This is a genomic window from Campylobacter ornithocola (genome assembly GCF_013201605.1).
Classification (GTDB): Bacteria; Campylobacterota; Campylobacteria; order Campylobacterales; family Campylobacteraceae; genus Campylobacter_D; species Campylobacter_D ornithocola.
In genome coordinates this window covers 701,451-725,557 of sequence record NZ_CP053848.1, presented here as the reverse complement: position 1 = coordinate 725,557, position 24,107 = coordinate 701,451, and the positions used below count along the sequence as shown (strand labels likewise).

Here is a 24,107-nt window from a genome sequence, read left to right as displayed (position 1 = left end):
TTATTGTTTGTTACTAGTTATTACTTATTTTTGTATTTATTTTTTTATTACACTAACTAAGCTTTGCTAGTTAGTGTAATAATTAATGTTTATCTATATATTTATCACCACCATACACCTAGTTTTAAAAACATTGTATGAGAAGTAGTATTGTCAAATGTAAATACTCCTGCATAGTTTAATGACAAATCAGCATTATCTGCTATGGCATAAGAAAGACCAAGCTGTCCAAATCCATAATACTTAGAAGTGTCTATATCAGATTCTAATATATTTTTATCTAATTTTAGAGTTCCTTTAGCATCGTTATATAGATTAACTACACTACCTATAGTGATATTTGTTCTTAGTTTATCACTTAAAGGTTTGTATATTTTTAAAGCAGTTACAGCATCAAAGAAGTTAAATTGTTCTGATAAGTAATGTTCATTTGTTCCACCAAGATGTATTAAAGAAAAGTTTTTATTACTCATACCATAATAGCTTAAACCAATCTCAGGAGATATTCTAGCTATATCTAAAGTGTTATAATAATTTGCACCTAATCTTACTTCAGCTCCATAGCCATATACTTTAGCCTCACTATCTACGGTGTGGGATATATTCTTATAAGCTTTTTCTATGTCTGTTTTAGTGTAATCAAATCTTGTACTAGCACTAATATAGTATTGATCTATACCACTTCTTACTATTATTCCATAATAAGTCAGACCACCATAATAAGTCTTATCATCAAATTTAAGTCCTTGGATAGCTTGCTCTTTGGAAGCATCTTCATAGCCTACATAAAAACCTATAGAGCCATAATCATTTGGTAATTCTTTAAAAGATCCACCCATTAAACCTGTAGTATGAGAACTAAGCTGACCTATACTCTTTCCTATCTTAATAGAAGAATAATTATAATAAGGAAGTAAAAAAGAATGATGAGTTGCTTGTGGATTTTTATTTGGTATAAATATATCTTCTAATTCAGCTAATAAATCAGCATCATTTCCATAAGCTTCTCCTTTTTTGGATAATTCCATATCTAATACTTGAGAAAATTCTGTTTGGAAATTCTTTCCATTTATCTCTCTTAATATATTAGAGATATTTATATTTCTCAATCTAGATGAATATATCATAGACTTAGCTAGGGTTTTACCGCTTAATTCATCATTATTTACCTTGACTGTGTATTTGCCTTTTTCTGAAGGCGCATTAATAAACTTATAAATACCTGATAGACTATGGATATTGCTTGCATCAATTCCATTATTATTGTTGGTTTCATTGCCTATAGCATTACCTTCTTTATCAACAAAGAAAGTATTAGAATCATAGTGTTGATCTAGTATTAAATTAGATGTATTTACATAAATTTTATCTGCACCAATACCACCAATATTATTTCCACCTATTATAATAGAATTTTCCAATCTTTGCTCATTACTTTGAGTATATTCTAACTCATCAAAATACCAACCATCTATACTAACTTTACCATTATTATTGTTTTCTATATGGTAGCCATTGTTATTTTTACCTATAAAACCACCATGCCAAGAAGATTTATTTATCGTTCCATGAATATAGCCATTAGTTAAGGTTAAAGTACCGCTATTAGTAATACCATTGTCAATATTTCCATAGTTGTTGATATTTATATTGCCTTGATTATCAATACTACTGATTTTAGCATCATTATCATTTTCTAATAAATCTATAGTGCCTTTATTTGTTATATTTTCTATAGTCTTTTCATTTTTTATATGTGTTATATTAGCATTGATTTTATTTTCTATTGAGTTAATAAAACCATCATTATTAAGATTAATACTACCTGTATTATCGATTTTTTCTATATTACCTGTATTCATAATAATACCAATAACGCTTTGTGATTTATTTTCAATAGTTTTCATATCAGCTTTATTGATGATTTGCGAAATAAAGCTATTTTTATCCTTAGTCAAAGAAGAGCCATTGATGATATTTCCTTCTAATACTCCAGTATTTTCAATAGCTTGTATGCTACCACTATTGTTTATATTTTCTTTAATAGTTCCAGTATTGACTATACCACTTTCGATAATACCACTATTGTTTATACCTTTTTCAAATACACCCTCATTGATAATAGCTTGCATAGTATCTTCATTATCAAATTTATTTTCAATAGTTCCACTATTTTCAATTCCGCCTATATAACTTGTATTATCTTTTGTTATTGTTATACTACCTTTTTTGTTTCTTAAAACATTTACATAAGAATTATTTTTTAAGTCTATAGTAGTATCATTGTGATTTATTACTTGATTTATCATGCTTTTATTATTTAAATTTACATTTAAAGTAGAATGATTTTCAATGATATCTATTTTACTTTCACTGTTTAAGCTAATACCATTAGTTATAGTTCCTTTAGTGGTATTATCTTTTTCTCCATTGATGATGGTTCCTATGATAGATTTATCTAGGTTAATAGCACTTGTAGTTCCTGTATTGGTTATAGTTCCTATTTGGGATTGATTATTTAAACTAATGGCATTAGCTATAGTTTTTTCATTATTTATAGAACTAATATAAGATTTATTATTTAGATTAATACCACCTGTAATAGAGTTTTTATTATAAATACTTCCATAGATGAAAGATTTATCTAAAGATATATTACCTTGTATTACTCCCTCATTAAGTATAGCTGTGCCATTTTCATTATGACTAAAAGAATTATCTTTTTTTGTTACACTAGCTATAACTGCACCATTTTGTAAATCAATAACATTGCCTTTATTTATACCATTATTAGTATTGTTTGAACCTATGGTTCCTTTGTTATGTATGCCTGCATTTACTCCTGCTATTAGGGCATTGGAATTTTCTAGTTTTATATAATCAGTGATTTTCATATTATTGTTTAATGATATACCTGTATTACTTCGACCTATGATATTACCTTGATTAATTATAGTATTAATAGTAGCATTATCACCTTCATAAGTTATACCATTATTACCTATAATATTACCCTGATTAACTATAGTATTTACAGTAGAGTTATATATAAGAATCATACCATTTTGTTCATCACTTACAATATTTCCTTGATTGTTTATATTTTTTATAGTGCTACTTTCAATGTGAATAGCATTTATTTTATTTTGCAACAATCCTTCATTACTAAATACATCTAGAGAGCCATAAACCAACCCTAATCTTCCTATCATAGTCCCTTTATTATCAATAGTTTTAACAGAGCTACCGCTATAGCCTATTTGTATCGCTCCTGTTCTAGATTCAAGTCCTCCAGAAATCAAACCAGTATTAACAATTTTTTCTATCTTTCCACCCCAATCAGCTGTAATACCATATGTATTACCTTTAATAGTTCCACTATTAATGATGGTAGATATATTAGCTCCATTTCCTCCTGATCTTATACCATTTATATTACCTTGTATTAAACCTGAATTTATTATAGTATTTACTTTACCATTAGCATCTATTTGTATTCCATTACCATTAGAATTTAATATGGTTTTTTCATTAACCAATGTATTAATTGTCCCATTATTATTAGCAAAGATACTACCAATGCTTCCTGTATTTGCGATAACATTTATCTTTGAATTAGAATTTTGAATTGTTATAGAGCCTATATTTTCTTGATTGATAAGATTATCTAAAGTATCATTTACAGTAATATTATTTATACTTCCTTGATTATAAATAGCACTTATGGTTCCTTTGTTACTTATTTGCACTTTATTAATAAATCCACTATTATTTAAATTCTCTATAGTGCTATTATTAACAACTATACCACCATTACCATTGATACTAGCCCCATTAATACTACCTGTATTAATAATGTTTTTAACCGTGCCATCTTCTACTGATATACCATTCCATTTGCCTGCTATACTACCTGAGTTAGTAATGTTTTCTACCACAGAGCTTCCATCTATTTTAATACCATGAACACCATTTGCAGCATCGATAGTTCCTTGGTTATTAATATTTACATTGGTAGCATTGTTGATATTTACACCATTATTAGTGGTATTTATACTACCACTGCTACCTATAGATAAAGTTCCGCCATCACTGCCATTTATAGTTACTGAATTAGTAGTTTCACTATCTATGTTACAAGTGGTTCCACTACAACCACCCCCTGTTATACTTCTTGAATTTTTTACTTGTTTTGTTAATATTGGTTTGTTTGTTTTAGTAATTTGTATAGAACCTTCAGATACTTTATCACTTATAGTAACCATACTAGCATTAGAACATGTAGCTAAAAAAGATATAGTTGCTAAAGAAAGAAAAGTCTTTTTAGTAAAAGAAAGATTATTGCTATTAATATAGCCATTTGAAATAGATGAATTTAAAGAGGTAAGTTTGGTTTGGGTTTTTTCAATCCCCCCCCCCCAGTATAAACTATATGATTAAACATTGTTTTTCCTTATATTTAGCTGATATTTATGATATTTCTTAGCAAATATCATACCAAGTTATCCCATAAATAAGATATTAAAACTCTCTTTAATTAATAATATAATTAAAAATTGCAAACTCGTGAATATATAATAAATATATTTAAAAATAGTTTATATTTTTATTTAAAAGCTATAAAAGTTTCAAAATTTACCCATTTAAAAATACTTTCTACTTTAGAAAATCCTGCTTTTTTAAGCATAGCTATGTTTTCATTTTGAGTATAAGGTATAAGTACATTTTCTAAAGCTTCTCTTTTACTTGAAATTTCTAGCTTACTATAACCTTGCTCTAGTTTATAATGCTCATAAATTTGTATCATTTTTTTAGCTATTTTTACATCTTCATAAAGAATTTTTTCACTAAGTATAAACATACCATTTTCATTTAAGTTTTGGTAGATTTTATCAACTAACTCTTGTCTTTTAGGTGGGCGGATAAACTGCAAAGTATAAGTAGCTATGAAAATATCATTTTTAAAAAAATCAAAATCATCTAAATTTTTTTGAAAAAATTCTACCCTAGCTCCAAAAGCTTGACATTTACTTTTAGCGATCTCTAACATAGCATTTGCTTCATCAACCCCACTTAAAAGAAAATCTTTTCTTTTTTCATAAAGCGCAAGCAATAAACTAGCTGTAGAACAACCAAGGTCACAAATTTTTGCATTGTGCACTGCAAAATGATCGATGAGTTCAACTATGAGTTTTAAATTCTGTGTATAAAATGGCACAGATCTTGAAACCATATCATCAAAAACGCTTGCAACGCTTTTATCAAATTCAAATTGTTTTTCTAAAGGTTTTTTAAAAATTTCATCTTTCATTTAATTTTCCTAAAATTTCTTTTGCTTTGCTAATATCTTTGTTAATTTGTGCTTTCAATAAAGCTAAGTCGTTAAATTTTTTATTAGTTCTTATATAGTCAATAAAACTTAACTCCACTGATTTTGCATTTGTGTTTGTAAATTTTTCATCTAAAATATGCGTTTCTAAAGCAAAATTTTTGTCAGTAGATCTTATACCTATAAAACTTACACTTTGATAGCTTTTATTTTCAATCTTTATCAAAGTCGCATATACACCATCTTTGGGCAAAAAGAAGTCTTTTGTATATAAATTTAAAGTTGCAAAAAGTTCTTTAGCGCCTATGCCTTGTCCTTTGATGATATTTGCTTGTATATTATAAAACCTACCTAGAAAGTTTTTAGCTTCTTGAACTTTAGCTTCTTTAAGCAAGGTTTTAATCATACTTGTATGGACACTTTTGTTTTGAATTTTAAACTCATCTACGATGATGGTATTTATATCACAAAGACTTTGTATGTCTTTGGCGCTACATTTTCTTTCTTTACCAAATTTAAAATCATAACCTACGATGATCTTTTCTAGTTTGGGAATTTCTTGCTTTAAAAATTTTAAAAAATCCTCACCTTTGTAGTCTTTGATTTTTTCAAAATCGCAGAAGATTAAAGGAAAATTGACCACATTTGCTCTAAAATCTTTAGGTGTTAAAACTTCTTTTTCTTCTTTAGTGATGACAAACAAAGCTCCATTTCCATCTAAGTGCTTAAAAAGTTCAAAATGCCCTAAATGCATACCATCAAAACGCCCTATAGCTAAATTTGTGATTTTAGTTTTTTCTATAGGCGTAGAAAAACTCAACATTACCCTCTTTTCCTTTTAAACGCGACTCTTGACTTACTTGTAAGATCCAGCCAAGCTTTGCACAAGCTTTTTCAAAGCTTTCTTTAGCATTTTCAATAGCTTTTGTATCTTTTACCACTCCATTTTTATCGCGTTTAGTATTTTTACCTACTTCAAATTGAGGTTTAAAAAGCAAGATGATGAGATCTTTAGCAAGTTTATCTATATGAAAAATTAAATGCATTAAAGATATAAAACTCACATCACAAGTGATAACATCGTATAAAATTTCACTTTTAAACTCGCGTAAGTCAGTGTTTTCACAAATTTGGATATTTTCTAAATTTCTTAAGCTTTCATGAAGTTGATTAGAACCTACATCTAAAGCTGTAATATGTTTAGCATTATTTTGATGTAAAATTTGCACAAAACCTCCAGTAGATGAGCCTATATCCAAGCAAATTTTATCTTTGATAGTAAATGTATACTCTTGTAAAAAATGTTTGAGTTTAAAAGCAGCCCTACTTACAAAAAGCTCTTCTAAAAGTGTGAGTTTTAAGCTCTCATCTTCTAAAGGATTTTGACAAGTGATTTTAAAAGAAGTTTTTTTAAACTCGCCATTGAGTAAAATTTGCTTGTTTTCTATAAGCTCACAAGCTTTATTGCGAGAAATGTTTAACTTTGCACTCACAAAGACATCAAACCTCATCATCACCGCCTAAGAGGTCATTAAATTCAGTCTCATTAATGCATTTAACCCCTAAGCTTTGAGCCTTTTCAAGCTTTGAACCCGCTTCACTTCCATATAATACAAAGTCAGTTTTTTTAGACACACTTGAGCTTACTTTTGCACCAAAGCTTTCGATTAACTCTTTAAAATGATCACGTGATTTGCTTAAAGTGCCTGTGATAACAAAGGTTTTATTGGAAATATTTTCATTTGCAATAAGCTCTTTTTTCTCATCTTCCAAATGCAAAATTTCATAAAAATGTTTAATGCGATTTGCATTAACATGGGTAAATTCCTCTAAACTTTTAGCCATTTGCTCGCCAAAACCTTCTAAATTTGCGTAAGATTCATAGCTTTGCATAAACCATTCAAAGCCAAAAGATTGAGCTAACTTTTTAGCTGCTACTTCACCGATATGCTCTACACCCAAAGCAGTGATAAACCTTGATAAAGGACATTTTTTTGCATTTTCAATAGCACTTAAAAGATTGTTGATTTTTTTCTCTTTAAAGCCTTCCAAGCCTTCAAAATCGCTATATGTTAGGAAAAATATGCTTTCTATGTTAGTAATTTTTCCTTCTTTAAATAAAAGCTCGACGATGTTTTCCCCAAGACCATCTATATTTAAACACTTTTTAGATACAAAATGTATGATAGAATTTACAAGTCTTGCTTTGCAATCTAAATTTTGGCATTTTAAAAAAGCACCCTCATCTAAAAGCTCACTAGAGCATTCAGGACAAAGGGTTGGCTTGGTAATTTTACTTTCTAAACCATCACGCCTTTGAGTAAAGACTTTGGTGATTTTAGGTATAACATCACCACTTCTTATCACACTTACACTATCACCTATCATCACTCCAAGTCTAGCTATCTCATCAAAATTATGTAAGGTTGCAGACTTTACTACAACCCCATCTAAATTTACAGGTTCTAAAACCGCCACAGGGGTAATCACTCCGCTTCTTCCAACTTGCAAATTGACTCCAAGCAAGGTTGTAGTTTTTTCCAAAGCAGGAAATTTAAATGCACTCATAAATTTTGGAAATTTCACTGTATAACCCAAAAGTTTACAATGAGCTAAGTCATCTATCCTTACAACCATACCATCCATCATCATGGGCTTTTGATCCCTTTTTTCTAAAAGTTCGTGATATTTTTCTAAAACCTCATCTAAATTTTTCACACAAAAAACAAAGTCATCTTTTAAAAAACCAAGACTTCTTACAAATTCCATTACCTCAGAATGCTTGCTAAATTCTAAAGAATTCTCCCCTACTCCCCAAGGATAAAATTTTAAATTTCTTTCTTTAGTAATGCTTGTATCAAGCTGTCTTAACGAACCACTTGCTGCGTTGCGTGGATTTGCAAACAAACTTAAACCCTCTTTAGCTCTTTTTTCATTAATTTTTTCAAAGTCTTCTTTTAAAATCACTACTTCACCGCGAATTTCTATCTTGTCTTTATAAGGAATTTTTTGAGGTATGTTTGATATTTCTTTCACATTTAAAGTGATATCCTCGCCTACTTCTCCATCACCTCTTGTAGCACCGCTAACTAAAATACCATTTTCATAAGTAAGATTTAAACTTGCTCCATCAAATTTAGGCTCTATAAAAAAATCAAACTCACATTTTGCTCTTTTTGCCCATGCTCTAAGTTCTACTTCATCAAAAACGTCTTCCATGGACCACATTTTAACGCTGTGTGAGATTTTATGAAACTCACTTTGTATAGTAGGAGCTATATTTTGCGTGGGAGAATCTTTAGAAATCTTTTCTTGATGAAGTGTTTCAAATGCTTTTAACTCTCTTATAAGTTTATCATACTCCTCATCACTTGCTAAAGGTTCATCATCTTCATAGTAAGCTCTCATCCATTCTTTTGCTAATTTTACCTTTTCTAAATACTCTTGATAATTCATCATTGCTCCAAAGAAAGTTCATCCATAGCTTTTGCAAGTTCAAACATTTGCTTATGCTCATACACATCATGCACCCTTATAATACTTGCTCCATTTTTAAAAGCCTCTAAATGCAAATAAAGTGTACCAGCTAGTCTTTGTTCAACACATGAATTAAAATAGGCATTTATAACACTTTTCCTACTAGCTCCGATTAAAAGTTCCTTTTCAAAGCGTAAAAAATGCTCTAAATGTTTGATTAACATCATATTGTGCCAAGGACTTTTACCAAAGCCAATACCAACATCTAAAACCACATCTTCTAAACCAAGCTCACTTAGTCTTTCTAATTTTTGTACAAAAAAACTATCAAGTTGGGCTAATACATCTTCATAATGAGGGTTATCCTGCATATTTTGTGGGGTGTTTTGTATATGCATGAGTGTGTAAGTAGCTTTGTATTTTAAAGCTAATTTGGCTAAATTTTCATTTTTTAAGCCGGTAATATCATTAATAAGCTTAAAACCTTTATTTAAAGCATATTCTAAACAATACTCATCAAAACTATCTAAACTAAAAATACACTTTTCATAAAGCTTTTCTTTATAGATTAAATCTAGAGTATTCTTTAAGCGTTTAAATTCTTCTTCTTTCCCACAATACACACTACCAGGTCTTGAAGAAACTGCACCTATATCTATATAATCAGCCCCTTGAGAAATCATGAGTTCGATTTTTTCTAAAACTTCGTTTTCTCTTGCCCTGCTTTGAGCATTAAAACTATCTTCATTGATGTTAATCACACCCATAATTTTTACGTATTTTGGTTTAGTGAAATTAGACTTTAAAAATAATGCTAGATTTTTAAGCTTAAAATCTTGCAATTTTTCTTTTTCTATAAGCTTTTTAGCTTGATCTTGTGTTACCATAAGCAAGGCATTAGTTTGATCTTTACCCAGTATAACTTCTTTATGGGTTACAAGTTCAGCTCCAACTCTTAGTGCATCTTGCTTGAGTATATTTGCAGCAGGTGCTCTTAGTTCTTTGATAAGAAAAAAATGAATTTGAGTTTTTTCACTCATGATTTTCTCGCCTGCTTTATGAGGCTTTATGTATTTAGAAATTTGATCAAAGTCTGTATTAGGATTGATTTTAATGATTTTCATTTTTTCTCTCATATAAAATTAAAGCTATTGTGCTTAGTAAAATAGTTGGTTTTGCATTTAATTTGGCTAGTTCATAAGCTTTATAAAAAAATTCAATCTCTTCATCATTTAATTTTATATCTTGTTTAAAACACTCATAGCCCAAAGCACTAATTAACTCCAAACACTCATGTTTGTCTATATTTTCATATTGTTTTAATAATAATAAAATTTGAGCTAGATCTATTTTTTTAAGATCTAAATTTAAAGACATTTTCTCTTTTTGAATTTTATGTTTTTCTATAATAAATCTTGAAAGTATAGTGGGTAAAAAAACATTTTTTGAAGGAGCTACGATGATAAAATATACATTTTTTGGTGGCTCTTCAAAAAGTTTTAGTAAGAAATTTTGTGCCTCTTCACGAAAAGACTTAGCTAATATAGCAATGATTTTAGCTTGTGCTTCAGCCATATAGCTTTCTTTCATTATAGCTCTTGCGGTTGCTTGAGCATTTTTATCATAAGTTAAGTCATTTAGTCTTAATTCCAAGTCAGGATTTTTAGGTATGAAAAATTTAAGATTTTTTTGTCCATATTCTTCTATGAGCTTTTCTTGCATAAGCTCAAAGTCATTATGGATGATAATTTTGTTTCTTAGATTCAAATTTCAACCTTAGAAAAAAGCACAGCTTCTAAGCTTTGCTCAAATACTTTATATAAAGAAATAAGTTTATAATCTAATTCTTTATCGCACGAAGAAAGATAAAAGCTATTTTGTAACTGCTCATCAAAAAGCCAAAGCATACTTTCTTCTTTAGAATTAGCAATTTTAAATTTAAAACCTGTATTAGTTCCTATATAAAAAAAAGCATAACCATTAGGAAAAGATATGCTTAAAAGATCATTAAGCAAATCTATATCTTCTTGCGTATTACAAGCTTTATTATAAATTCCTTTCAAAGATACAAAAGGTACCAAAGGTCTTGAACTACTAGCATTGATTTGGCTTAAAAAATACTCTTCAAACCAAACTCTTTGCTCATCAGTAATTATGATAAAAGTATAACCTTGCAAAAGTAAAGAGAGCTTTGAAGCAATCAAAGGCGACCACTCAAGACGCCTTTCTTCTAACCAACTTGTGTAAGTGCCATTTTCTCGGATTTGTTCTAGAGTAAATTTTAAAAAACTATTACTCATCTACACATCTAGCTTATAAACTTCGTGCAATACTCTTACAGCTAATTCACCATATTTTTCATGCACGATAACCGAAATTTTTATTTCGCTTGTAGAAATCATTTGTATGTTGATGTTTTCGTTTGCTAATGCTTTAAAAGCTGCTGAAGCAACTCCAGAATGAGACTTCATACCCACACCCACAACCGAAACTTTTACTACAGCACTATCTGTTTCTATATTTGCATTAGCACCTAAAACTTTTTTCATAGCATTAGTTGCTAAATCAAGTTCATTTTCAGGCACAGTAAAACCTAAATTTGTAGCTCCATCTACTCCTACGTTTTGGATAATCATATCCACGTTAATATTTTCGTTTGCTAAAGTCCCAAAAATTTCAGCAGCAATACCTGGTTTATCATCAATATTTCTTAAAGTAACCCTTGCTTGGTTTTTATCTAGTGCTATACCACTAACCAAAGCTTGTTCCATATTTTCCTCCTTAGTAATAATCGTACCTTCATTTTCATTAAAGCTACTTCTAGTAACTAATTTTACATTTAATTTTTTAGCAAGCTCTACGGAGCGATTTTGCAAAACCTTAGCCCCTAAACTTGCAAGCTCTAGCATCTCTTCATAAGAAATTTTATCTAACTTTTTAGCCTTTGGCTCAATTCTAGGATCAGTAGTATATACCCCGTCTACATCAGTATAAATCTCACATAAATCAGCATTTAAAGCTCCCGCTAGTGCTACTGCACTTAAGTCACTTCCACCACGACCCAAAGTAGTAACATTACCCATTTTATCAATACCTTGAAAACCAGCAACCACTACAATATACCCCTCATCTAAGGCTTTGTTAATATTTGTAGTATCAATGTGTTCTATTCTTGCTTTGGTATAAACATCATCTGTGATAATCCCTGCATTACGTCCAGAAAATGCAGTAGCTTTTAAACCCATTTCATTTAATGCAATAGCAAGCAAAGATGATGTAACACGCTCACCACTACTTAAAAGCATATCCATCTCACGACCTGAAGGATTTTTACTAAAATGGTGTGCAAAATCGATAAGTTCATTAGTTACTCCACTCATTGCAGAAACTACAACAACTAACTTATCGCAAGTTTTTTTACTTTTTGCTACTCTTTTAGCAACTTCATCAATACGCTCAAGCGTTCCTACACTTGTTCCCCCATATTTTTGTACGATCAGCATTAAATATACCCCCTTTCTTTAAAATATTTTAAAACCTTAATATATATAGGTTTTTTAAAATGGTTAATCATATCATAAACATCTTCCAAAGAAGCAAATTTATATGCATTAAATTCAGGATTTTTAGTATTTAAGTTAATGATAGCTTTGTTTTTTAATCTTACTAAAAAATATTTTTGATTTTGACCATCATAAGGGTACATTTTTTGTGCAACCTTAGCTGGAAAATCATAACTAATCCACTCAGGATGTTCGGCTAAAATTTCAATCTCATCTGTACCTATTTCTTCTTTTAATTCTCTAAACAATGCACTTTTGATATCTTCTCCCTCATCTATACCACCTTGAGGAAATTGCCATATATCTTCCATATCATTACGTTTAGCAAGTAAAATTTTACATTCAAAAGGATAAGCTGATGACAATACTATAGCAGCTACATTTGGCCTATATTTTTTTTCGTTTTCCATGATTTTCTTATCCTTGACTTTTAAATAATATAATTCTAACAAAAAAATACGAATTTATAATCACATTTTAAAGAAGTTTTATGCATTTATATATACACATACCATTTTGCGAGAGTAAATGTTTTTATTGTTCTTTTACATCACTCAAAAAAAAAGATTTCGAAAAAGATTATTTGAATGCATTAATGCAAGATATAAAATACCAACTAGATTTTTTTAATCTTGATAAAAATTCCATAAAAACTATTTTCATAGGTGGAGGAACTCCTAGTTTAATGAAAGCTAGTTTTTATGAAAAAATATTTATCTTTTTGCAAAGCTATTTACAAAAAGATAGCGAACTAAGTATAGAAGCCAACCCCAACTCAAGCAATTTTACATGGCTTAAAGAAATAAAAAATTTAGGTTTTAATCGTATTTCTTTTGGGGCGCAAAGTTTTCATGAAAAAAAATTACAATTTCTTGGGCGTATACATAATCAAAAAAGTATTTTTACTAGTATAGAAAATGCAAAAAAGGCGGGATTTGATAATATCAACCTAGATTTAATCTATGATACAAAACTTGACGATGTTAAAATGCTTGATTATGAAATTTCCAAACTTGCCTTGCTTGATATTAACCATGTAAGTGCTTATAATTTAACCATAGAAGAAAAAACAAAATTTGCTAAAAATTTTCATTATAAAAAAAACGCTCCACGCCTTGCAAAATACTTTATTAAAGCAATTGAAAATCTTGGGTATAAACAATATGAAATTAGCAATTTTGGACAAATTTGTAAACACAATCTTGCATACTGGCAAGGAAAAAACTATATAGGATGTGGTTTAAGTGCTGTAGGATTTTTAAAAAACCAAAGATTTTATACAAAAAAAAGTTTAAAAGATTATATAGCAAATCCTACTTTTAGAGAAGTAGAAAATTTAAATTCAGAAGATTTGCGTTTAGAGCATATTTTTCTAGGACTTAGAAGTCTTATAGGGATAGATGAAGCAAGATTAGAACCTTTAGAAAAAGAAAAGGCAATTTTTCTTAGCAAAAAAGAGAAATTAATTTATAAAGATGGATTTTTTTATAATTCAAACTATCTTTTGAGCGATGAACTGGCTTTGTACATTAGCACTTAGATTTTTTTAATAATGAAAATATTTTTTCATAAAATATAAAAGTATCATCAATTTTAAGATATAGTATTTAATATTAAACCAAAAAGAGGTAATATAATGAATTTTAACACTATTATAGAACACATGAATTCACATCATCAATCTAATCTTATAGATTTATGTAAAAAATTTTCTAATTCCAAAACAATCAAAAATACTACACTTCAAAGTGTTGATTTTGAAGGATTAGACATTATATACAATGATGATCAAACATTGCGTGTTAATTTTCCAACAAAGGCAAATGAAAATACTATTAAAGATATGATTATCGAGCTTTGCTTAGGCGTAAAAAGTGATGATTTAGAAAACATACGTCAAGAAATTGATGATTTTATTGCACAATATAACTCCATCATTTTAGCAACACTAACAGAAAATGGAGAGACTACTTGCTCTTATGCTCCATTTTTTAGATTTCAATCTGAAAATTATATTTACATTAGTCAAATCAGCGAGCATTTTAACAATATCAAAGCAAATCCAAAAAATATTGAAGTGATGTTTTTAGAAGATGAATGCAAAGCAAGCTCGGTAACATTAAGAAAAAGATTGCGCTATAAAGCAAGTGCAACCATACTCGAAAGAGACAATGATTTTGATAAAAAATATGACGAATTTGAAAAACAAGTAAAAGATGATAAAGCAGTAAAGATGATCAGAACAATGCTTGATTTTCATTTAATTAAACTTGACTTCCACAATGGACGCTTTGTGAAAGGATTTGGGCAAGCTTATGATATACAAGATAGTAAAATTATTCATATTAAGGGTAAACATCCCCATAAATTCTCTCATAAAAACAACACCACTAATTTTTAGTGGTATTATTAATATTTAAACTTCAAAGCCCATTTAACAAGTAAAATCAAAACAGGCACCTCAATCAATGGACCTATAATAGCAGCAAAAGATTGTAATGAACTTATACCAAAAGATGCAATAGATATAGCTATAGCAAGTTCAAAATTATTACCACTAGCACTAAAACTAATAGCTGTGTTTTTTTCATAGTTTAAACCTAGTTTTTTACCTATAAACCAAGAACTATAAAACATTATCACAAAATATAAAAACAAAGGAATGCAAATTTTAAATACATCCAAAGGTAAACTAAAAATATCATTTGATCGATAAGAACACATAATAATGATAGTAAAAAGCAAAGTGACAAGCGTAATAGGATTAATTTTGGGTAAGAATTTTTGCTCAAACCATTCTTTACCTTTTAAACCAATAAAAACTACCCTACTTAAGATCCCTAGTAAAAAAGGTAAACCAAGATAAATTGCCACATTTTTCAAAATTTCATCCATTCTTATTTCTAGGTTATTTTGAAAACTCAAGCCCAAAAGAGAAGGAAAAAACTCTAAAAACAAATACACATAAAAAGCAAAACACAAAATTTGAAAAATGGTGTTAATACCTACCAAAGCAGCAGTGTACTCTTTATCAGCCTTAGCTAAATCACTCCAAACTACCACCATAGCTACACAACGAGCTAAACCTATGATGATAATGCCTTGCATATAATCAAGATCATTTTTTAAAAACACCCAAGCTAATATAAACATCAAAAATAGGACCAAAAATCCAGTTTAAAAATAAAGAAAGTATTAAAGCTTTAAAAGAATGAAAAATTTTAAATATCTTTTTATACTCAACCTTAGCCAAAGGTGGATACATCATTAAAACCAAACATACCATAAGTAAAACATTATTTTTATTATAATTAAAACTCTCCCAAAAATTTGTAATATTAGGAAAGATAAATCCTAAAAATAATCCAAAAGCCATGGCTATAAAAATCCATAGGGTTAAAAATCTATCTATAAAACCAAGCATTTAAAGCTCTCCTTGTGTGATTTTTTCTAAAAGCTCTTTAAGTTTTAATTCCAAGCTTTCCACTACTTTAATAAAATCCTTATCTTCAAAACCACTAGGATCTTCTAAACCAAAGTCAAAATGGTATCTTGCGCTAACACTTGGACAAACTACCCCACAACCCATTCCTACAACAATATCTAAATCCTTAGGTAAGCTATCAAAACCCTTTACCTTATAAGAACTTATATCAAGTGTATATTTTTCTTTTAAAACCCTTATAGCTTTATAATTAACTTCTTTAGAAAGATCACTTCCTGCCGAATAAACATCTAAATTCAAACCAATCTCTTTGCACATTTTTTTACACAAAGCTTCAGCTATTTGAGATCTGCAACTATTATGAATGCAAATAAAAGCTATTTTCATTTTATTCCTTAGGGCAATCACAAGAAAATCTTTTAAGCTCAGGAAGGTTTAAAGAAAGATTATTGATATTTTTTAACATATCTTTGCAAAAAATACTTAAATCTTCTTTTATACCATAATACACCCAAACTCCTTGTCTGTCTACTTCCAAAAAATTAGCTTCTTTTAAAATTTTTAAATGCCTTGAAATCCTCGATTGACTCATATTTAAAGAACTTTGCAAATCACATACGCAAAGTTTTCCATGTTTTTGTAAAAAAGCTAGAATTAAAATCCTACTTTCATCATTAATCGCACCTGTTGTCTTTAAAAAATCATCCATAATCAATTCCTTATATAAAAAACATTAAAAGTCCAAAACTAATTGCTATAAAAACAATCATACTAGCAAATAAAACCAAAAAACTTACTTTAAAAATTCTTTTAAGTAAAATAAGTTCAGGTAAAGAACATCCTGCACCTGCTATTAAAAAACTCATCATTATACCAAGTGGAATTCCACTGGTAGTTAAAGCTAATGCCACAGGAATCATAGCTGTGCAGTTCATATAAAGTAAAACTCCTATAAAAGCTGCTATAAATACACCTAAAACACCATAATCTTTCATGTAATTTTGGAAAAAATCCTCTGGGAAAAAACCCTGGATCAATGCTCCTATACCCATACCTATAATAATATAAGGTAATATTTTTTTATATTCTTTAAAGCTTTGCCAAAACAATTCTTTTATCTTATTTTTTCTAAGATTAGTTTCAAACATGGATTTAGATTTTTCGCATGTTTTTTTAGAAGAATTATCATTAGAACAGCAGCTTGATTTCTGCTCTAAATCATTTTTTAAAAAATCTTCGTTAAAAAATATTTGAGTGTTTATTTTAGAAACACAAAAAGAAAGTAATAAAATCACACAAAATAAAAATCCTACATAAAATAAAGAGATTTTTAAACCAAAACTTACCACAAACATCACCACTATAATAGGATTAATTAAGGGTGAGGTGATTAAATAAGCTATACACACTCCAAGTGGAACCTTAGCTTTTAAGAAAGCATTTAAAAGTGGTATACTTGAACATGAACAAAACGGAGTTAAACAACCTAAAATTACAGCTTTTATATATGTCACAAAAGAATCTTTCTTTAGATGTTCATTAAAAAATTTAGCATAGCGCTCATTAAGATAGGCAACTGCCACACTAACTAAAACAAATAAGATAGAAATCTCAGCAAATAAAACAAGAAAATCTTTTAAAATAAAAAGTAACTTTTCCATATTTTATACTCTCCTTTTTTTAATTTTACATAGTATATCAAAAATATATAAATATATCAATATATCTTTATGTATTTATATAATAAAAGTATATAGAATTTTTAAGTATTTTTATGTAAAATGTAAACCATACATTCAAGCGAAAGAAGACAAAATAATGAGTTTTGGTGAAATTTTAGTTATTTTAGTTGTAGCTATTTTAGTGCTTGGGCCTGAAAAATTACCTTCAACCATAGTTGAAATTGCAAAAATTTTAAAAGCCATTAAAAGCAATATCGATGAAGCAAAAGCAAGTATTAATAAAGAACTAAAAATAGCAGAATTAAAAGATGAAGCACAAAAATACAAAGATGAATTTTCACAAACTAATGAAAATATCAGAAAAAAACTAAGTTTTGAAGAATTTGATCAACTCAAAGAAGATATTTTAAATAATACCAAAGAATTAAAAAATGAAATTAATGATTTAGAAAAAGATATACAAGAACTTTCTAATCTTGAAGAAAAAATTCAAAAAGATGAAAAAAATACTCAGAAAATGGAAAACTAAGAATGTTTGAAGAATTAAAACCACATTTAGTAGAACTTAGAAAAAGATTATTTATAAGTGTTGCTTGTGTTGTTGTGATGTTTTTTATATGTTTTAGTTTTAATAACTATATTATAGACATACTAAAAGCACCTGTTGAAGCAGCCTTACCTGAAATTTCAAGACAAATGACCTTCGTTGAGCTACAAGAGCCTTTATTTACTGCGATGAAGGTTTCATTTTTTACAGCTTTTTTGATTTCTTTACCGGTTATTTTTTGGCAGTTTTGGAAATTTGTAGCACCTGGACTTTATGATAACGAAAAAAGACTAGTAGTACCTTTTGTAAGCTTTGCTAGTATTATGTTTGCACTTGGTGCTTTGTTTTGTTATTATATAGTTATACCTTTGGCTTTTAAATTTTTGATTGATTTTGGGGTGCAAACCCAAGATTTTAAGCCTTTAATTAGTATAGGTTTATATGTAGGCTTTTTTACTAAATTAGTAATTGCTTTTGGTTTGGCTTTTGAAATGCCTGTAATAACCTTTTTCTTTGCTAAACTTGGACTTATTGATGATACTTTTTTGAAAAAACATTTTAGGGTTTCTGTTTTAGTGATTTTTGTTTTCTCGGCTATGATGACACCACCTGATGTTATATCACAATTTTTAATGGCTGTACCTTTGTGTGGACTTTATGGAATTTCTATTTATATAGCAAAAAAAGTCAATCCTAGTCAAAAAGAAGACGATGAAAATGATTAATAAAGATCTTTTGCTTTCTAGTTATGACTATGACTTACCAAGCGAGCTTGTAGCAAATTTTCCCATCTTACCTAAAGAAAATGCTAAGCTTTTAGTTTACGAAAGGTGTAAAGATCAAATTTCACATTTACATTTTAAGGACTTAGCTAAAATTTTACCACCTTGTGAAATCATCTTTAATGATACCAAAGTCATTAAAGCAAGAATTTATGGAACCAAAGAAAGTGGTAGTAAAATAGAACTTTTTATTAATCACCCTTTAAAAAACAATGATTTTTTAGTTCAAATTCGTGGTAAGGTTAAAGAAGGACAAATTTTATATTTTGAAAATTCTTTAAAAGTTAAAATTAAAAAATTACACGATGATGGTACAAGAGAAGTGGAATTTTTTAATGGTGATAAAAAACTTAATCATCATGAAGTTTTTGAAATTTTAGAAAAAATAGGTCATGTGCCTTTACCGCCATATATTAAAAGATCAGATGAAGCACAAGATAACATTAATTATCAAAGTATTTTTGCTAAAAATCAAGGTGCAGTTGCAGCACCCACTGCCAGCTTGCACTTTGATGAAGCGATGATTGATGGGCTTAAAATAAATCACAATATCCACACCATTACACTGCATGTTGGTGCAGGAACTTTTAAAGGTGTAGAATGTGAAGATATACGTGAGCATAAAATGCATTCAGAATTTTTTCATATTGATGATGAAGTTTGTGCTTTGATTAATTCTTCTAAGAAAATACTAGGTGTTGGCACTACTGTTACTCGTTGTATAGAATACTATCATAGAAAAAAAACAAAAGAAGGTTTTTGTGATTTGTTTTTGCACCCACAAAATACACCGCAAAGACTTGATTATTTGCTTACTAATTTTCACTTACCAAAATCGACTTTAATTATGCTTGTAGCAGCATTTATGGGTAGAGAAAAAACCTTAGAGCTTTATCATAAAGCTATAGAAAATAACTATCGTTTTTACTCATATGGCGATGGAATGCTAATTATTTAGTCTTTTTCTTGATATATTTTTTATCAATATAACCCAAATCTATAAGTTTTTGATAAATTTTAGCAAGTATAGGCCCTCCTGTACTACTACCACTTTTTCCATGTTCGATTAAAACTACTACTACATATTGTGGTTTTTCATAAGGTGCATAAGAAGTAATCCAAGCATGAGATCTTAAAAAATACTCCAAATCCTCTTCTTTAATACGCTTTTTTTCACTTTGAGAAATTCCAACCACTTGTGCCGTTCCTGTTTTGGCTGCTATGGTTATAGGTGAATTTCGTAAAAATCTTGCCGTAGTTCCCCCATCAACATTTGCCACTTCATACATTGCACGTCTTAAAAGTGGGAGTTTTGATAACTCAAATGTAGTAAAAACATTTTCATTATTGTCAAAATTTATCTTAGTGGCATTATCATCAATACTATGTAAAAAATGCGGTGTGATATTTTTAGCTGTGGCAATCATAGCTGTAAATTTAGCCACTTGCATAGGTGTAGCGAGAAAATCTCCTTGACCTATACTAGTATTTAAAGTTTCCCCTTGATACCAAGGTTGATTATATTTTTCTTTTTTCCAAATCCTACTAGGCACTGTTCCTATAAATTCATTAGGTAAATCTACTCCTGTTTTTGCTCCAAAACCTATCCTTTCAAAAACAGAACTAATAGTATCAATGCCAACCTCTAAAGCACCTTTATAAAAATACACATCACAACTTTCTCTAATAGCATCATTCATAGCCATATAGCCATGACCTATGGCTTTCCAACATCTAAATTTTCTACCACCAAGCTCAAAATTAGAATCACACAAATACTTGTGATTTTCACCTACCCTACCACTATCTAAAAATGCTAAAGCTGTACCCATTTTTACAACTGAACCTGGGGGATATAGTCCGTTTATAAGTTTATTAGTAAAAGGATGATTTAAATCATTAGAAAGCTTATCCCACTCTTCTTGGCTAATACCGGTAACAAAAGGATTTAAATTATACTCAGGAAAACTACCTGCTGCCAAAATAGCTCCACTTTTTATATCCATTACTATTGCTGCACCTGCTAAATTTTCAAAAATATTAGCTAAATATTCTTGTAAATCAAGATCAATACTTAATGTGATATTACTCGAGATGGGTTTTTTATAAGAAAGCTCTTCTATTTCTTTATTTAATGCATTTACTTTACTAACCTTTTCACCTTTTTGACCTTGTAAAATTTCATTATAAGAACGCTCTATTCCGCTACGTCCCACATAACTAGTTAATCTTGCAATTTCATTCTCATTCATATCATTTAAATTTGCTTTCCCAACATAACCTATAACATGACTAGCTAAAGCATCGTATGGATAAAATCTTTGAGTAGTGGATTTTACTTGCATATTTTCACGCAAATTAAGCTTTGTAAAATGTTTAATCATTGAATCATATTCTATAAATGACACTACTTCAATATAATCTTGATTATAATAAGAATCTGCCTTTATATAAGCTTTTTTGAGTTTGGTGGCATTTAAATCAGGAAAAGCTCCTACTATAGCCTGTAATTCTTGTTCTAAAAGGGCTCTGTTTTTCTTTTTTATATATAAATATGGTTTTATAGAAATTGAAAAACCTAATTTATTTACCGCTAAAGGCCTGCCTTTTATATCTAAAATTTGTCCTCTTACAGGTGCTAAAAACTGCGTTTTAATAGCATTTTGTTTAGCTATTTCTTCATAATAAACATTAGATTTTACACTTATATAATATACTCTAGCTAGCAAAAGTATAAAAAAACAAGCTATAAAACCCATTACTAAACGCATACGCATATTAGATTTTTCCTTTAAAAATAACAAAAGAAATCAAAGCTTCAACAATAAAAAACCATAAATATTCAATACCAAATTTTAAAATTTCATTATTATCTAAATATGCTAAAAATACATCAAAAAGATAAATAAAAATATAAGCACAAAATGTAAATATAACCAACAAATAATGTCCTAATTTTAACTTACCCTTAAACCAATCGACAAAAAAATGATAGAAAATGAAAAATGCTATCCATGAACTAAAAAGATAAAATCCGTGAATAATATCAATTAATAAAAGATAAAATAAAGAAAAATACCACCTAAAATCAAGTTTATTTAGAGTTCTTTCTTTTTCTTTTAAAAGTACTATCATATAACAAAACAATACCCCAAATAAGGGAGGTAACCAATAATACACAGAGCTTAGTACTTGATAAAAAATCAAAGATAAATAGAAAAATAGATAAGAAAAATCAAATCTATTTTTTACTAAATTTCTACTCCTCATTAAAACCTAAGCTCTCTAGAATAATTTTTTGTTCCAATATATCAATACCACTTTTTTTCAAATTTGAAACCATGATGGCATTTTTGTTTGCATTAAAAATTTTTGCTTTTTGACTTTGATTGAGCTTATCTGCTTTTGTAAAAACTGTTATTTTTTTCTGATCAGCCCTAATAAAAGAATCTAAATACAAATCCAAATTTTCATCAATATCCAAATTTTCATGTCTTGAATCTACCAAATGAATAAAAAGTTTAATAGAACTACGCTCTTTTAAAAACTCATCTAGATTTTTATTCCAAATAGCCTTTGTTTTTTTACTTACTTTAGCATAACCAAAACCAGGCAAATCAATAAATATTAATTTAAATTTATCCTCATCTTTTTTGCAATCTACTTCAAAAAAATTAATGAGTTGAGTTTTACCTGGGGTTGAAGAACTTTTCGCTAAATTTTTATTTTTACAAAGTGTATTAATTAAAGAGCTTTTTCCTACATTAGAACGCCCTAAAAAAGCAATTTCAGTATATATAGGTTGTGGTGCTTCCTCTATTTTAGAAGCAGAAATTAAAAATTTAGCATTTACTATCATTCTTTTACTTCAAATACAAATTTCACAGGTTTTTTATCTTTACTAACCACCCTATAAGTCATATTTTTTCTATCGACAATGATTTTATCTCCTATAAGTTCTTTTTTTGTTTGCACTTCTGTGATTTTTGCATTACCATTAATCTCATATGTATCTTTAACTACATTATAAACAAATTCATCACCGCTTCCATGATAAATTTTATCTTTCATCATAATTTTAAATTTAGCATCTTTAGTAGCTATATATTTAATAGGCTGTTTGTTTTTCATATAAATAACTAATTTTTGTGAATTTAAAATATCCTTACCTTTTTTTACTTCCACATCACCAGTTAATACACTTGTTTCATTTTTCTCATCTAAATAAAAATCTTTAGCATAAACTTCTATTTTTTGTGCACTAAATGCAAATAAATTTAATAAACATAAAAAAATTATTGCTCTAAAAACCATGCTTTTATTCCTTGAATTTTTAACTCTTTTTGATTAACATCATATAAAAAATTATCCCCAAAAACCTCATTTAAACCTATATGAGCTTTAAAATTATCATTGGAAAATAAAATTTTGTTTTTCATATCATAAGTTGCTTTTTGCGTAAAAATAGAAGTTTTATTTTGATCAAAATAGCTTACATTGCCTTCTAAAATAGATTTTTCATCATTTCTTATCAATAATTTTGAACTTAAATTATAATCAAGTGCCTGCACTTTAAAATCATCAAAAATATCTTTATCCTGATACTTTACCCAACGACTTGCTTGATATGTAGCTTTTACCACACTAGCATTTAATTCATAATCAAATACATCAAAAGCTTGCATATTAGCTATATCTACTTTTTGAGGTTTTATGGCAAATAAATAAGGATCTTGAGTGCTTAAAATCACCATTACAAAAGCAAATAAACTCATTAATATAGCAAAAATTTTTATCGCCAAAGTTTATCCCATTGAGCTTGCATATTATTATATTCAATTAAAATTTCTATCATTTCACTCACTGCTCCACTACCACCTTTTCTGTTTAAAACTTTATCAGTTTTTAAAGCCTTATGTGCATCTTTTGGTTTAAAACTATAACCAACTGCTTCAAGTAAGCTCATATCATTATAATAATCCCCAATAGCAGCACATTGAGAAAAATCTAAATTTAATTTTTCTATAATTTCTTTAGCACAAGCTAATTTATCACTAATACCTTGATATACTAAATCAATTTTTAAATCTCTAGCCCTAAAATACACACACTCACTAGTTCTACCTGTAATGATAGCAACTTTTTTACCAAGTTTTTGCCAAGCTTCAATCGCCGCACCATCTTTTACATTAAATTCTTTAATCTCGCCATAATTTTGCGTGTAGATGATTTTACCATCTGTTAAACAACCATCTACATCTAAAAAAATAAGTTCTATCATG

At 28.7% G+C, this 24,107-nt stretch carries 26 protein-coding genes; 5 read left to right on the top strand and 21 right to left on the bottom strand.

All coding sequences use genetic code 11. From position 1 onward, the window contains the following. Positions 1-104: 104 nt before the first annotated feature. The 10 genes from CORN_RS03845 to CORN_RS03800 all read right to left on the bottom strand — a co-directional run bounded on the left by CORN_RS03845 (position 105) and on the right by CORN_RS03800 (position 12,779). Positions 105-4,265, bottom strand: a complete 4,161-nt coding sequence (locus CORN_RS03845) for an autotransporter outer membrane beta-barrel domain-containing protein (RefSeq protein WP_066008352.1) — start codon at positions 4,263-4,265, stop codon at positions 105-107. A gap of 341 nt (positions 4,266-4,606) precedes the next feature. Then, the gene (cmoA, locus tag CORN_RS03840; protein WP_066008353.1) at positions 4,607-5,311 is read right to left on the bottom strand and encodes a carboxy-S-adenosyl-L-methionine synthase CmoA; all 705 of its coding nucleotides are present in this window, start codon (positions 5,309-5,311) and stop codon (positions 4,607-4,609) included. After that, positions 5,301-6,152: a bifunctional riboflavin kinase/FAD synthetase gene (locus CORN_RS03835; protein WP_066008354.1), complete on the bottom strand. Its 852-nt coding sequence runs from the start codon at positions 6,150-6,152 to the stop codon at positions 5,301-5,303. The genes cmoA and CORN_RS03835 overlap by 11 nt, the downstream gene beginning before the upstream one ends. Next, complete coding sequence (tlyA, locus tag CORN_RS03830; protein ID WP_066008355.1) at positions 6,118-6,840, bottom strand: 23S rRNA (cytidine-2'-O)-methyltransferase TlyA; 723 nt, start codon at positions 6,838-6,840, stop codon at positions 6,118-6,120. Before tlyA ends, CORN_RS03835 begins: the two co-directional genes overlap by 35 nt. Next, the gene (gene ligA, locus CORN_RS03825; protein ID WP_066008356.1) at positions 6,830-8,785 is read right to left on the bottom strand and encodes an NAD-dependent DNA ligase LigA; all 1,956 of its coding nucleotides are present in this window, start codon (positions 8,783-8,785) and stop codon (positions 6,830-6,832) included. The genes tlyA and ligA overlap by 11 nt, the downstream gene beginning before the upstream one ends. Then, a complete protein-coding gene (gene folP / locus CORN_RS03820; protein ID WP_066008357.1) occupies positions 8,785-9,930 on the bottom strand; it encodes a dihydropteroate synthase in 1,146 nt (381 codons plus the stop codon). The genes ligA and folP overlap by 1 nt, the downstream gene beginning before the upstream one ends. Continuing rightward, positions 9,917-10,528, bottom strand: a complete 612-nt coding sequence (locus tag CORN_RS03815; protein WP_066008440.1) for a DNA polymerase III subunit delta' — start codon at positions 10,526-10,528, stop codon at positions 9,917-9,919. Before CORN_RS03815 ends, folP begins: the two co-directional genes overlap by 14 nt. Positions 10,529-10,569: 41 nt before the next feature. Continuing rightward, entirely contained in the window at positions 10,570-11,106 is a 537-nt protein-coding gene (locus CORN_RS03810) for a HobA family DNA replication regulator (RefSeq protein ID WP_066008358.1), read from the bottom strand. Beyond that, positions 11,107-12,309 carry an aspartate kinase gene (locus CORN_RS03805; RefSeq protein ID WP_039618106.1) on the bottom strand — a complete coding sequence of 401 codons (1,203 nt, stop codon included), beginning with the start codon at positions 12,307-12,309 and terminating at the stop codon, positions 11,107-11,109. It lies immediately after the preceding gene. Continuing rightward, the gene (locus tag CORN_RS03800) at positions 12,309-12,779 is read right to left on the bottom strand and encodes an RNA pyrophosphohydrolase (RefSeq protein ID WP_066008359.1); all 471 of its coding nucleotides are present in this window, start codon (positions 12,777-12,779) and stop codon (positions 12,309-12,311) included. The genes CORN_RS03805 and CORN_RS03800 overlap by 1 nt, the downstream gene beginning before the upstream one ends. A gap of 80 nt (positions 12,780-12,859) precedes the next feature. Between CORN_RS03800 and hemW the strand changes: the two genes are divergently transcribed. Both hemW and CORN_RS03790 read left to right on the top strand, forming a co-directional pair. After that, positions 12,860-13,909 carry a radical SAM family heme chaperone HemW gene (hemW, locus tag CORN_RS03795; RefSeq protein ID WP_066008360.1) on the top strand — a complete coding sequence of 350 codons (1,050 nt, stop codon included), beginning with the start codon at positions 12,860-12,862 and terminating at the stop codon, positions 13,907-13,909. Positions 13,910-14,005: 96 nt separating this feature from the next. Continuing rightward, the gene (locus CORN_RS03790) at positions 14,006-14,770 is read left to right on the top strand and encodes a HugZ family heme oxygenase (protein WP_066008361.1); all 765 of its coding nucleotides are present in this window, start codon (positions 14,006-14,008) and stop codon (positions 14,768-14,770) included. An 8-nt stretch (positions 14,771-14,778) separates the two neighbouring features. Here the strand turns inward: CORN_RS03790 and CORN_RS03785 are convergent, their stop codons facing one another. The 5 genes from CORN_RS03785 to CORN_RS03770 are packed head-to-tail and all read right to left on the bottom strand — an operon-like array spanning position 14,779 to position 17,475. Further along, entirely contained in the window at positions 14,779-15,522 is a 744-nt protein-coding gene (locus CORN_RS03785) for an arsenic resistance protein (RefSeq protein ID WP_280642216.1), read from the bottom strand. Further along, positions 15,488-15,793: an arsenic resistance protein gene (locus CORN_RS08635; protein ID WP_280642217.1), complete on the bottom strand. Its 306-nt coding sequence runs from the start codon at positions 15,791-15,793 to the stop codon at positions 15,488-15,490. Before CORN_RS08635 ends, CORN_RS03785 begins: the two co-directional genes overlap by 35 nt. After that, positions 15,794-16,201, bottom strand: coding sequence for an arsenate reductase/protein-tyrosine-phosphatase family protein (locus tag CORN_RS03780; RefSeq protein WP_066008362.1), 408 nt, complete (start codon positions 16,199-16,201; stop codon positions 15,794-15,796). A gap of 1 nt (position 16,202) precedes the next feature. After that, positions 16,203-16,523 (bottom strand): ArsR/SmtB family transcription factor, encoded by a 321-nt coding sequence (locus CORN_RS03775; protein WP_066008363.1) that lies wholly within the window; start codon positions 16,521-16,523, stop codon positions 16,203-16,205. A gap of 10 nt (positions 16,524-16,533) precedes the next feature. Further along, entirely contained in the window at positions 16,534-17,475 is a 942-nt protein-coding gene (locus CORN_RS03770; protein ID WP_066008364.1) for a permease, read from the bottom strand. A gap of 157 nt (positions 17,476-17,632) precedes the next feature. Between CORN_RS03770 and tatB the strand changes: the two genes are divergently transcribed. Genes tatB through queA form a run of 3 tightly spaced genes read left to right on the top strand, consistent with a single transcriptional unit; the run spans position 17,633 to position 19,783 of the window. After that, entirely contained in the window at positions 17,633-18,025 is a 393-nt protein-coding gene (tatB, locus tag CORN_RS03765) for a Sec-independent protein translocase protein TatB (RefSeq protein WP_066008365.1), read from the top strand. A gap of 2 nt (positions 18,026-18,027) precedes the next feature. After that, a complete protein-coding gene (gene tatC / locus CORN_RS03760; RefSeq protein WP_066008366.1) occupies positions 18,028-18,768 on the top strand; it encodes a twin-arginine translocase subunit TatC in 741 nt (246 codons plus the stop codon). Next, on the top strand, positions 18,764-19,783 hold the full coding sequence (gene queA / locus CORN_RS03755) for a tRNA preQ1(34) S-adenosylmethionine ribosyltransferase-isomerase QueA (protein WP_425337392.1): 1,020 nt from the start codon (positions 18,764-18,766) through the stop codon (positions 19,781-19,783). The genes tatC and queA overlap by 5 nt, the downstream gene beginning before the upstream one ends. Here queA and mrdA read toward each other — a convergent pair. From mrdA to CORN_RS03725, 6 genes are all read right to left on the bottom strand, one after another. Then, positions 19,776-21,602 (bottom strand): penicillin-binding protein 2, encoded by a 1,827-nt coding sequence (mrdA, locus tag CORN_RS03750; RefSeq protein WP_066008367.1) that lies wholly within the window; start codon positions 21,600-21,602, stop codon positions 19,776-19,778. The two genes, queA and mrdA, sit on opposite strands and share 8 nt — an antisense overlap. Position 21,603: 1 nt before the next feature. Beyond that, entirely contained in the window at positions 21,604-21,960 is a 357-nt protein-coding gene (locus CORN_RS03745) for a hypothetical protein (protein WP_245162296.1), read from the bottom strand. A 124-nt stretch (positions 21,961-22,084) separates the two neighbouring features. Next, complete coding sequence (gene yihA, locus CORN_RS03740; RefSeq protein ID WP_066008369.1) at positions 22,085-22,684, bottom strand: ribosome biogenesis GTP-binding protein YihA/YsxC; 600 nt, start codon at positions 22,682-22,684, stop codon at positions 22,085-22,087. Then, positions 22,681-23,139: a lipopolysaccharide transport periplasmic protein LptA gene (gene lptA / locus CORN_RS03735; RefSeq protein ID WP_066008370.1), complete on the bottom strand. Its 459-nt coding sequence runs from the start codon at positions 23,137-23,139 to the stop codon at positions 22,681-22,683. The genes yihA and lptA overlap by 4 nt, the downstream gene beginning before the upstream one ends. After that, complete coding sequence (locus CORN_RS03730; protein WP_066008371.1) at positions 23,121-23,627, bottom strand: hypothetical protein; 507 nt, start codon at positions 23,625-23,627, stop codon at positions 23,121-23,123. The genes lptA and CORN_RS03730 overlap by 19 nt, the downstream gene beginning before the upstream one ends. Further along, positions 23,618-24,106: an HAD hydrolase family protein gene (locus tag CORN_RS03725; protein WP_066008372.1), complete on the bottom strand. Its 489-nt coding sequence runs from the start codon at positions 24,104-24,106 to the stop codon at positions 23,618-23,620. The genes CORN_RS03730 and CORN_RS03725 overlap by 10 nt, the downstream gene beginning before the upstream one ends. Between the last annotated feature and the right edge of the window lies 1 nt (position 24,107).

Excerpts from the sequence above, each read along its gene's own strand:
- CORN_RS03845 (WP_066008352.1), bottom strand. The coding sequence starts at position 4,265 with ATGGTTACTATAAGTGATAAAGTATCTGAAGGTTCTATACAAATTACT.
- cmoA (WP_066008353.1), bottom strand. The coding sequence starts at position 5,311 with ATGAAAGATGAAATTTTTAAAAAACCTTTAGAAAAACAATTTGAATTT.
- CORN_RS03835 (WP_066008354.1), bottom strand. The coding sequence starts at position 6,152 with ATGTTGAGTTTTTCTACGCCTATAGAAAAAACTAAAATCACAAATTTA.
- tlyA (WP_066008355.1), bottom strand. The coding sequence starts at position 6,840 with ATGAGGTTTGATGTCTTTGTGAGTGCAAAGTTAAACATTTCTCGCAAT.
- ligA (WP_066008356.1), bottom strand. The coding sequence starts at position 8,785 with ATGAATTATCAAGAGTATTTAGAAAAGGTAAAATTAGCAAAAGAATGG.
- folP (WP_066008357.1), bottom strand. The coding sequence starts at position 9,930 with ATGAAAATCATTAAAATCAATCCTAATACAGACTTTGATCAAATTTCT.
- CORN_RS03815 (WP_066008440.1), bottom strand. The coding sequence starts at position 10,528 with ATGCAAGAAAAGCTCATAGAAGAATATGGACAAAAAAATCTTAAATTT.
- CORN_RS03810 (WP_066008358.1), bottom strand. The coding sequence starts at position 11,106 with ATGAGTAATAGTTTTTTAAAATTTACTCTAGAACAAATCCGAGAAAAT.
- CORN_RS03805 (WP_039618106.1), bottom strand. The coding sequence starts at position 12,309 with ATGCTGATCGTACAAAAATATGGGGGAACAAGTGTAGGAACGCTTGAG.
- CORN_RS03800 (WP_066008359.1), bottom strand. The coding sequence starts at position 12,779 with ATGGAAAACGAAAAAAAATATAGGCCAAATGTAGCTGCTATAGTATTG.
- hemW (WP_066008360.1), top strand. The coding sequence starts at position 12,860 with ATGCATTTATATATACACATACCATTTTGCGAGAGTAAATGTTTTTAT.
- CORN_RS03790 (WP_066008361.1), top strand. The coding sequence starts at position 14,006 with ATGAATTTTAACACTATTATAGAACACATGAATTCACATCATCAATCT.
- CORN_RS03785 (WP_280642216.1), bottom strand. The coding sequence starts at position 15,522 with ATGTTTATATTAGCTTGGGTGTTTTTAAAAAATGATCTTGATTATATG.
- CORN_RS08635 (WP_280642217.1), bottom strand. The coding sequence starts at position 15,793 with ATGCTTGGTTTTATAGATAGATTTTTAACCCTATGGATTTTTATAGCC.
- CORN_RS03780 (WP_066008362.1), bottom strand. The coding sequence starts at position 16,201 with ATGAAAATAGCTTTTATTTGCATTCATAATAGTTGCAGATCTCAAATA.
- CORN_RS03775 (WP_066008363.1), bottom strand. The coding sequence starts at position 16,523 with ATGGATGATTTTTTAAAGACAACAGGTGCGATTAATGATGAAAGTAGG.
- CORN_RS03770 (WP_066008364.1), bottom strand. The coding sequence starts at position 17,475 with ATGGAAAAGTTACTTTTTATTTTAAAAGATTTTCTTGTTTTATTTGCT.
- tatB (WP_066008365.1), top strand. The coding sequence starts at position 17,633 with ATGAGTTTTGGTGAAATTTTAGTTATTTTAGTTGTAGCTATTTTAGTG.
- tatC (WP_066008366.1), top strand. The coding sequence starts at position 18,028 with ATGTTTGAAGAATTAAAACCACATTTAGTAGAACTTAGAAAAAGATTA.
- mrdA (WP_066008367.1), bottom strand. The coding sequence starts at position 21,602 with ATGCGTATGCGTTTAGTAATGGGTTTTATAGCTTGTTTTTTTATACTT.
- CORN_RS03745 (WP_245162296.1), bottom strand. The coding sequence starts at position 21,960 with ATGATAGTACTTTTAAAAGAAAAAGAAAGAACTCTAAATAAACTTGAT.
- yihA (WP_066008369.1), bottom strand. The coding sequence starts at position 22,684 with ATGATAGTAAATGCTAAATTTTTAATTTCTGCTTCTAAAATAGAGGAA.
- lptA (WP_066008370.1), bottom strand. The coding sequence starts at position 23,139 with ATGGTTTTTAGAGCAATAATTTTTTTATGTTTATTAAATTTATTTGCA.
- CORN_RS03725 (WP_066008372.1), bottom strand. The coding sequence starts at position 24,106 with ATGATAGAACTTATTTTTTTAGATGTAGATGGTTGTTTAACAGATGGT.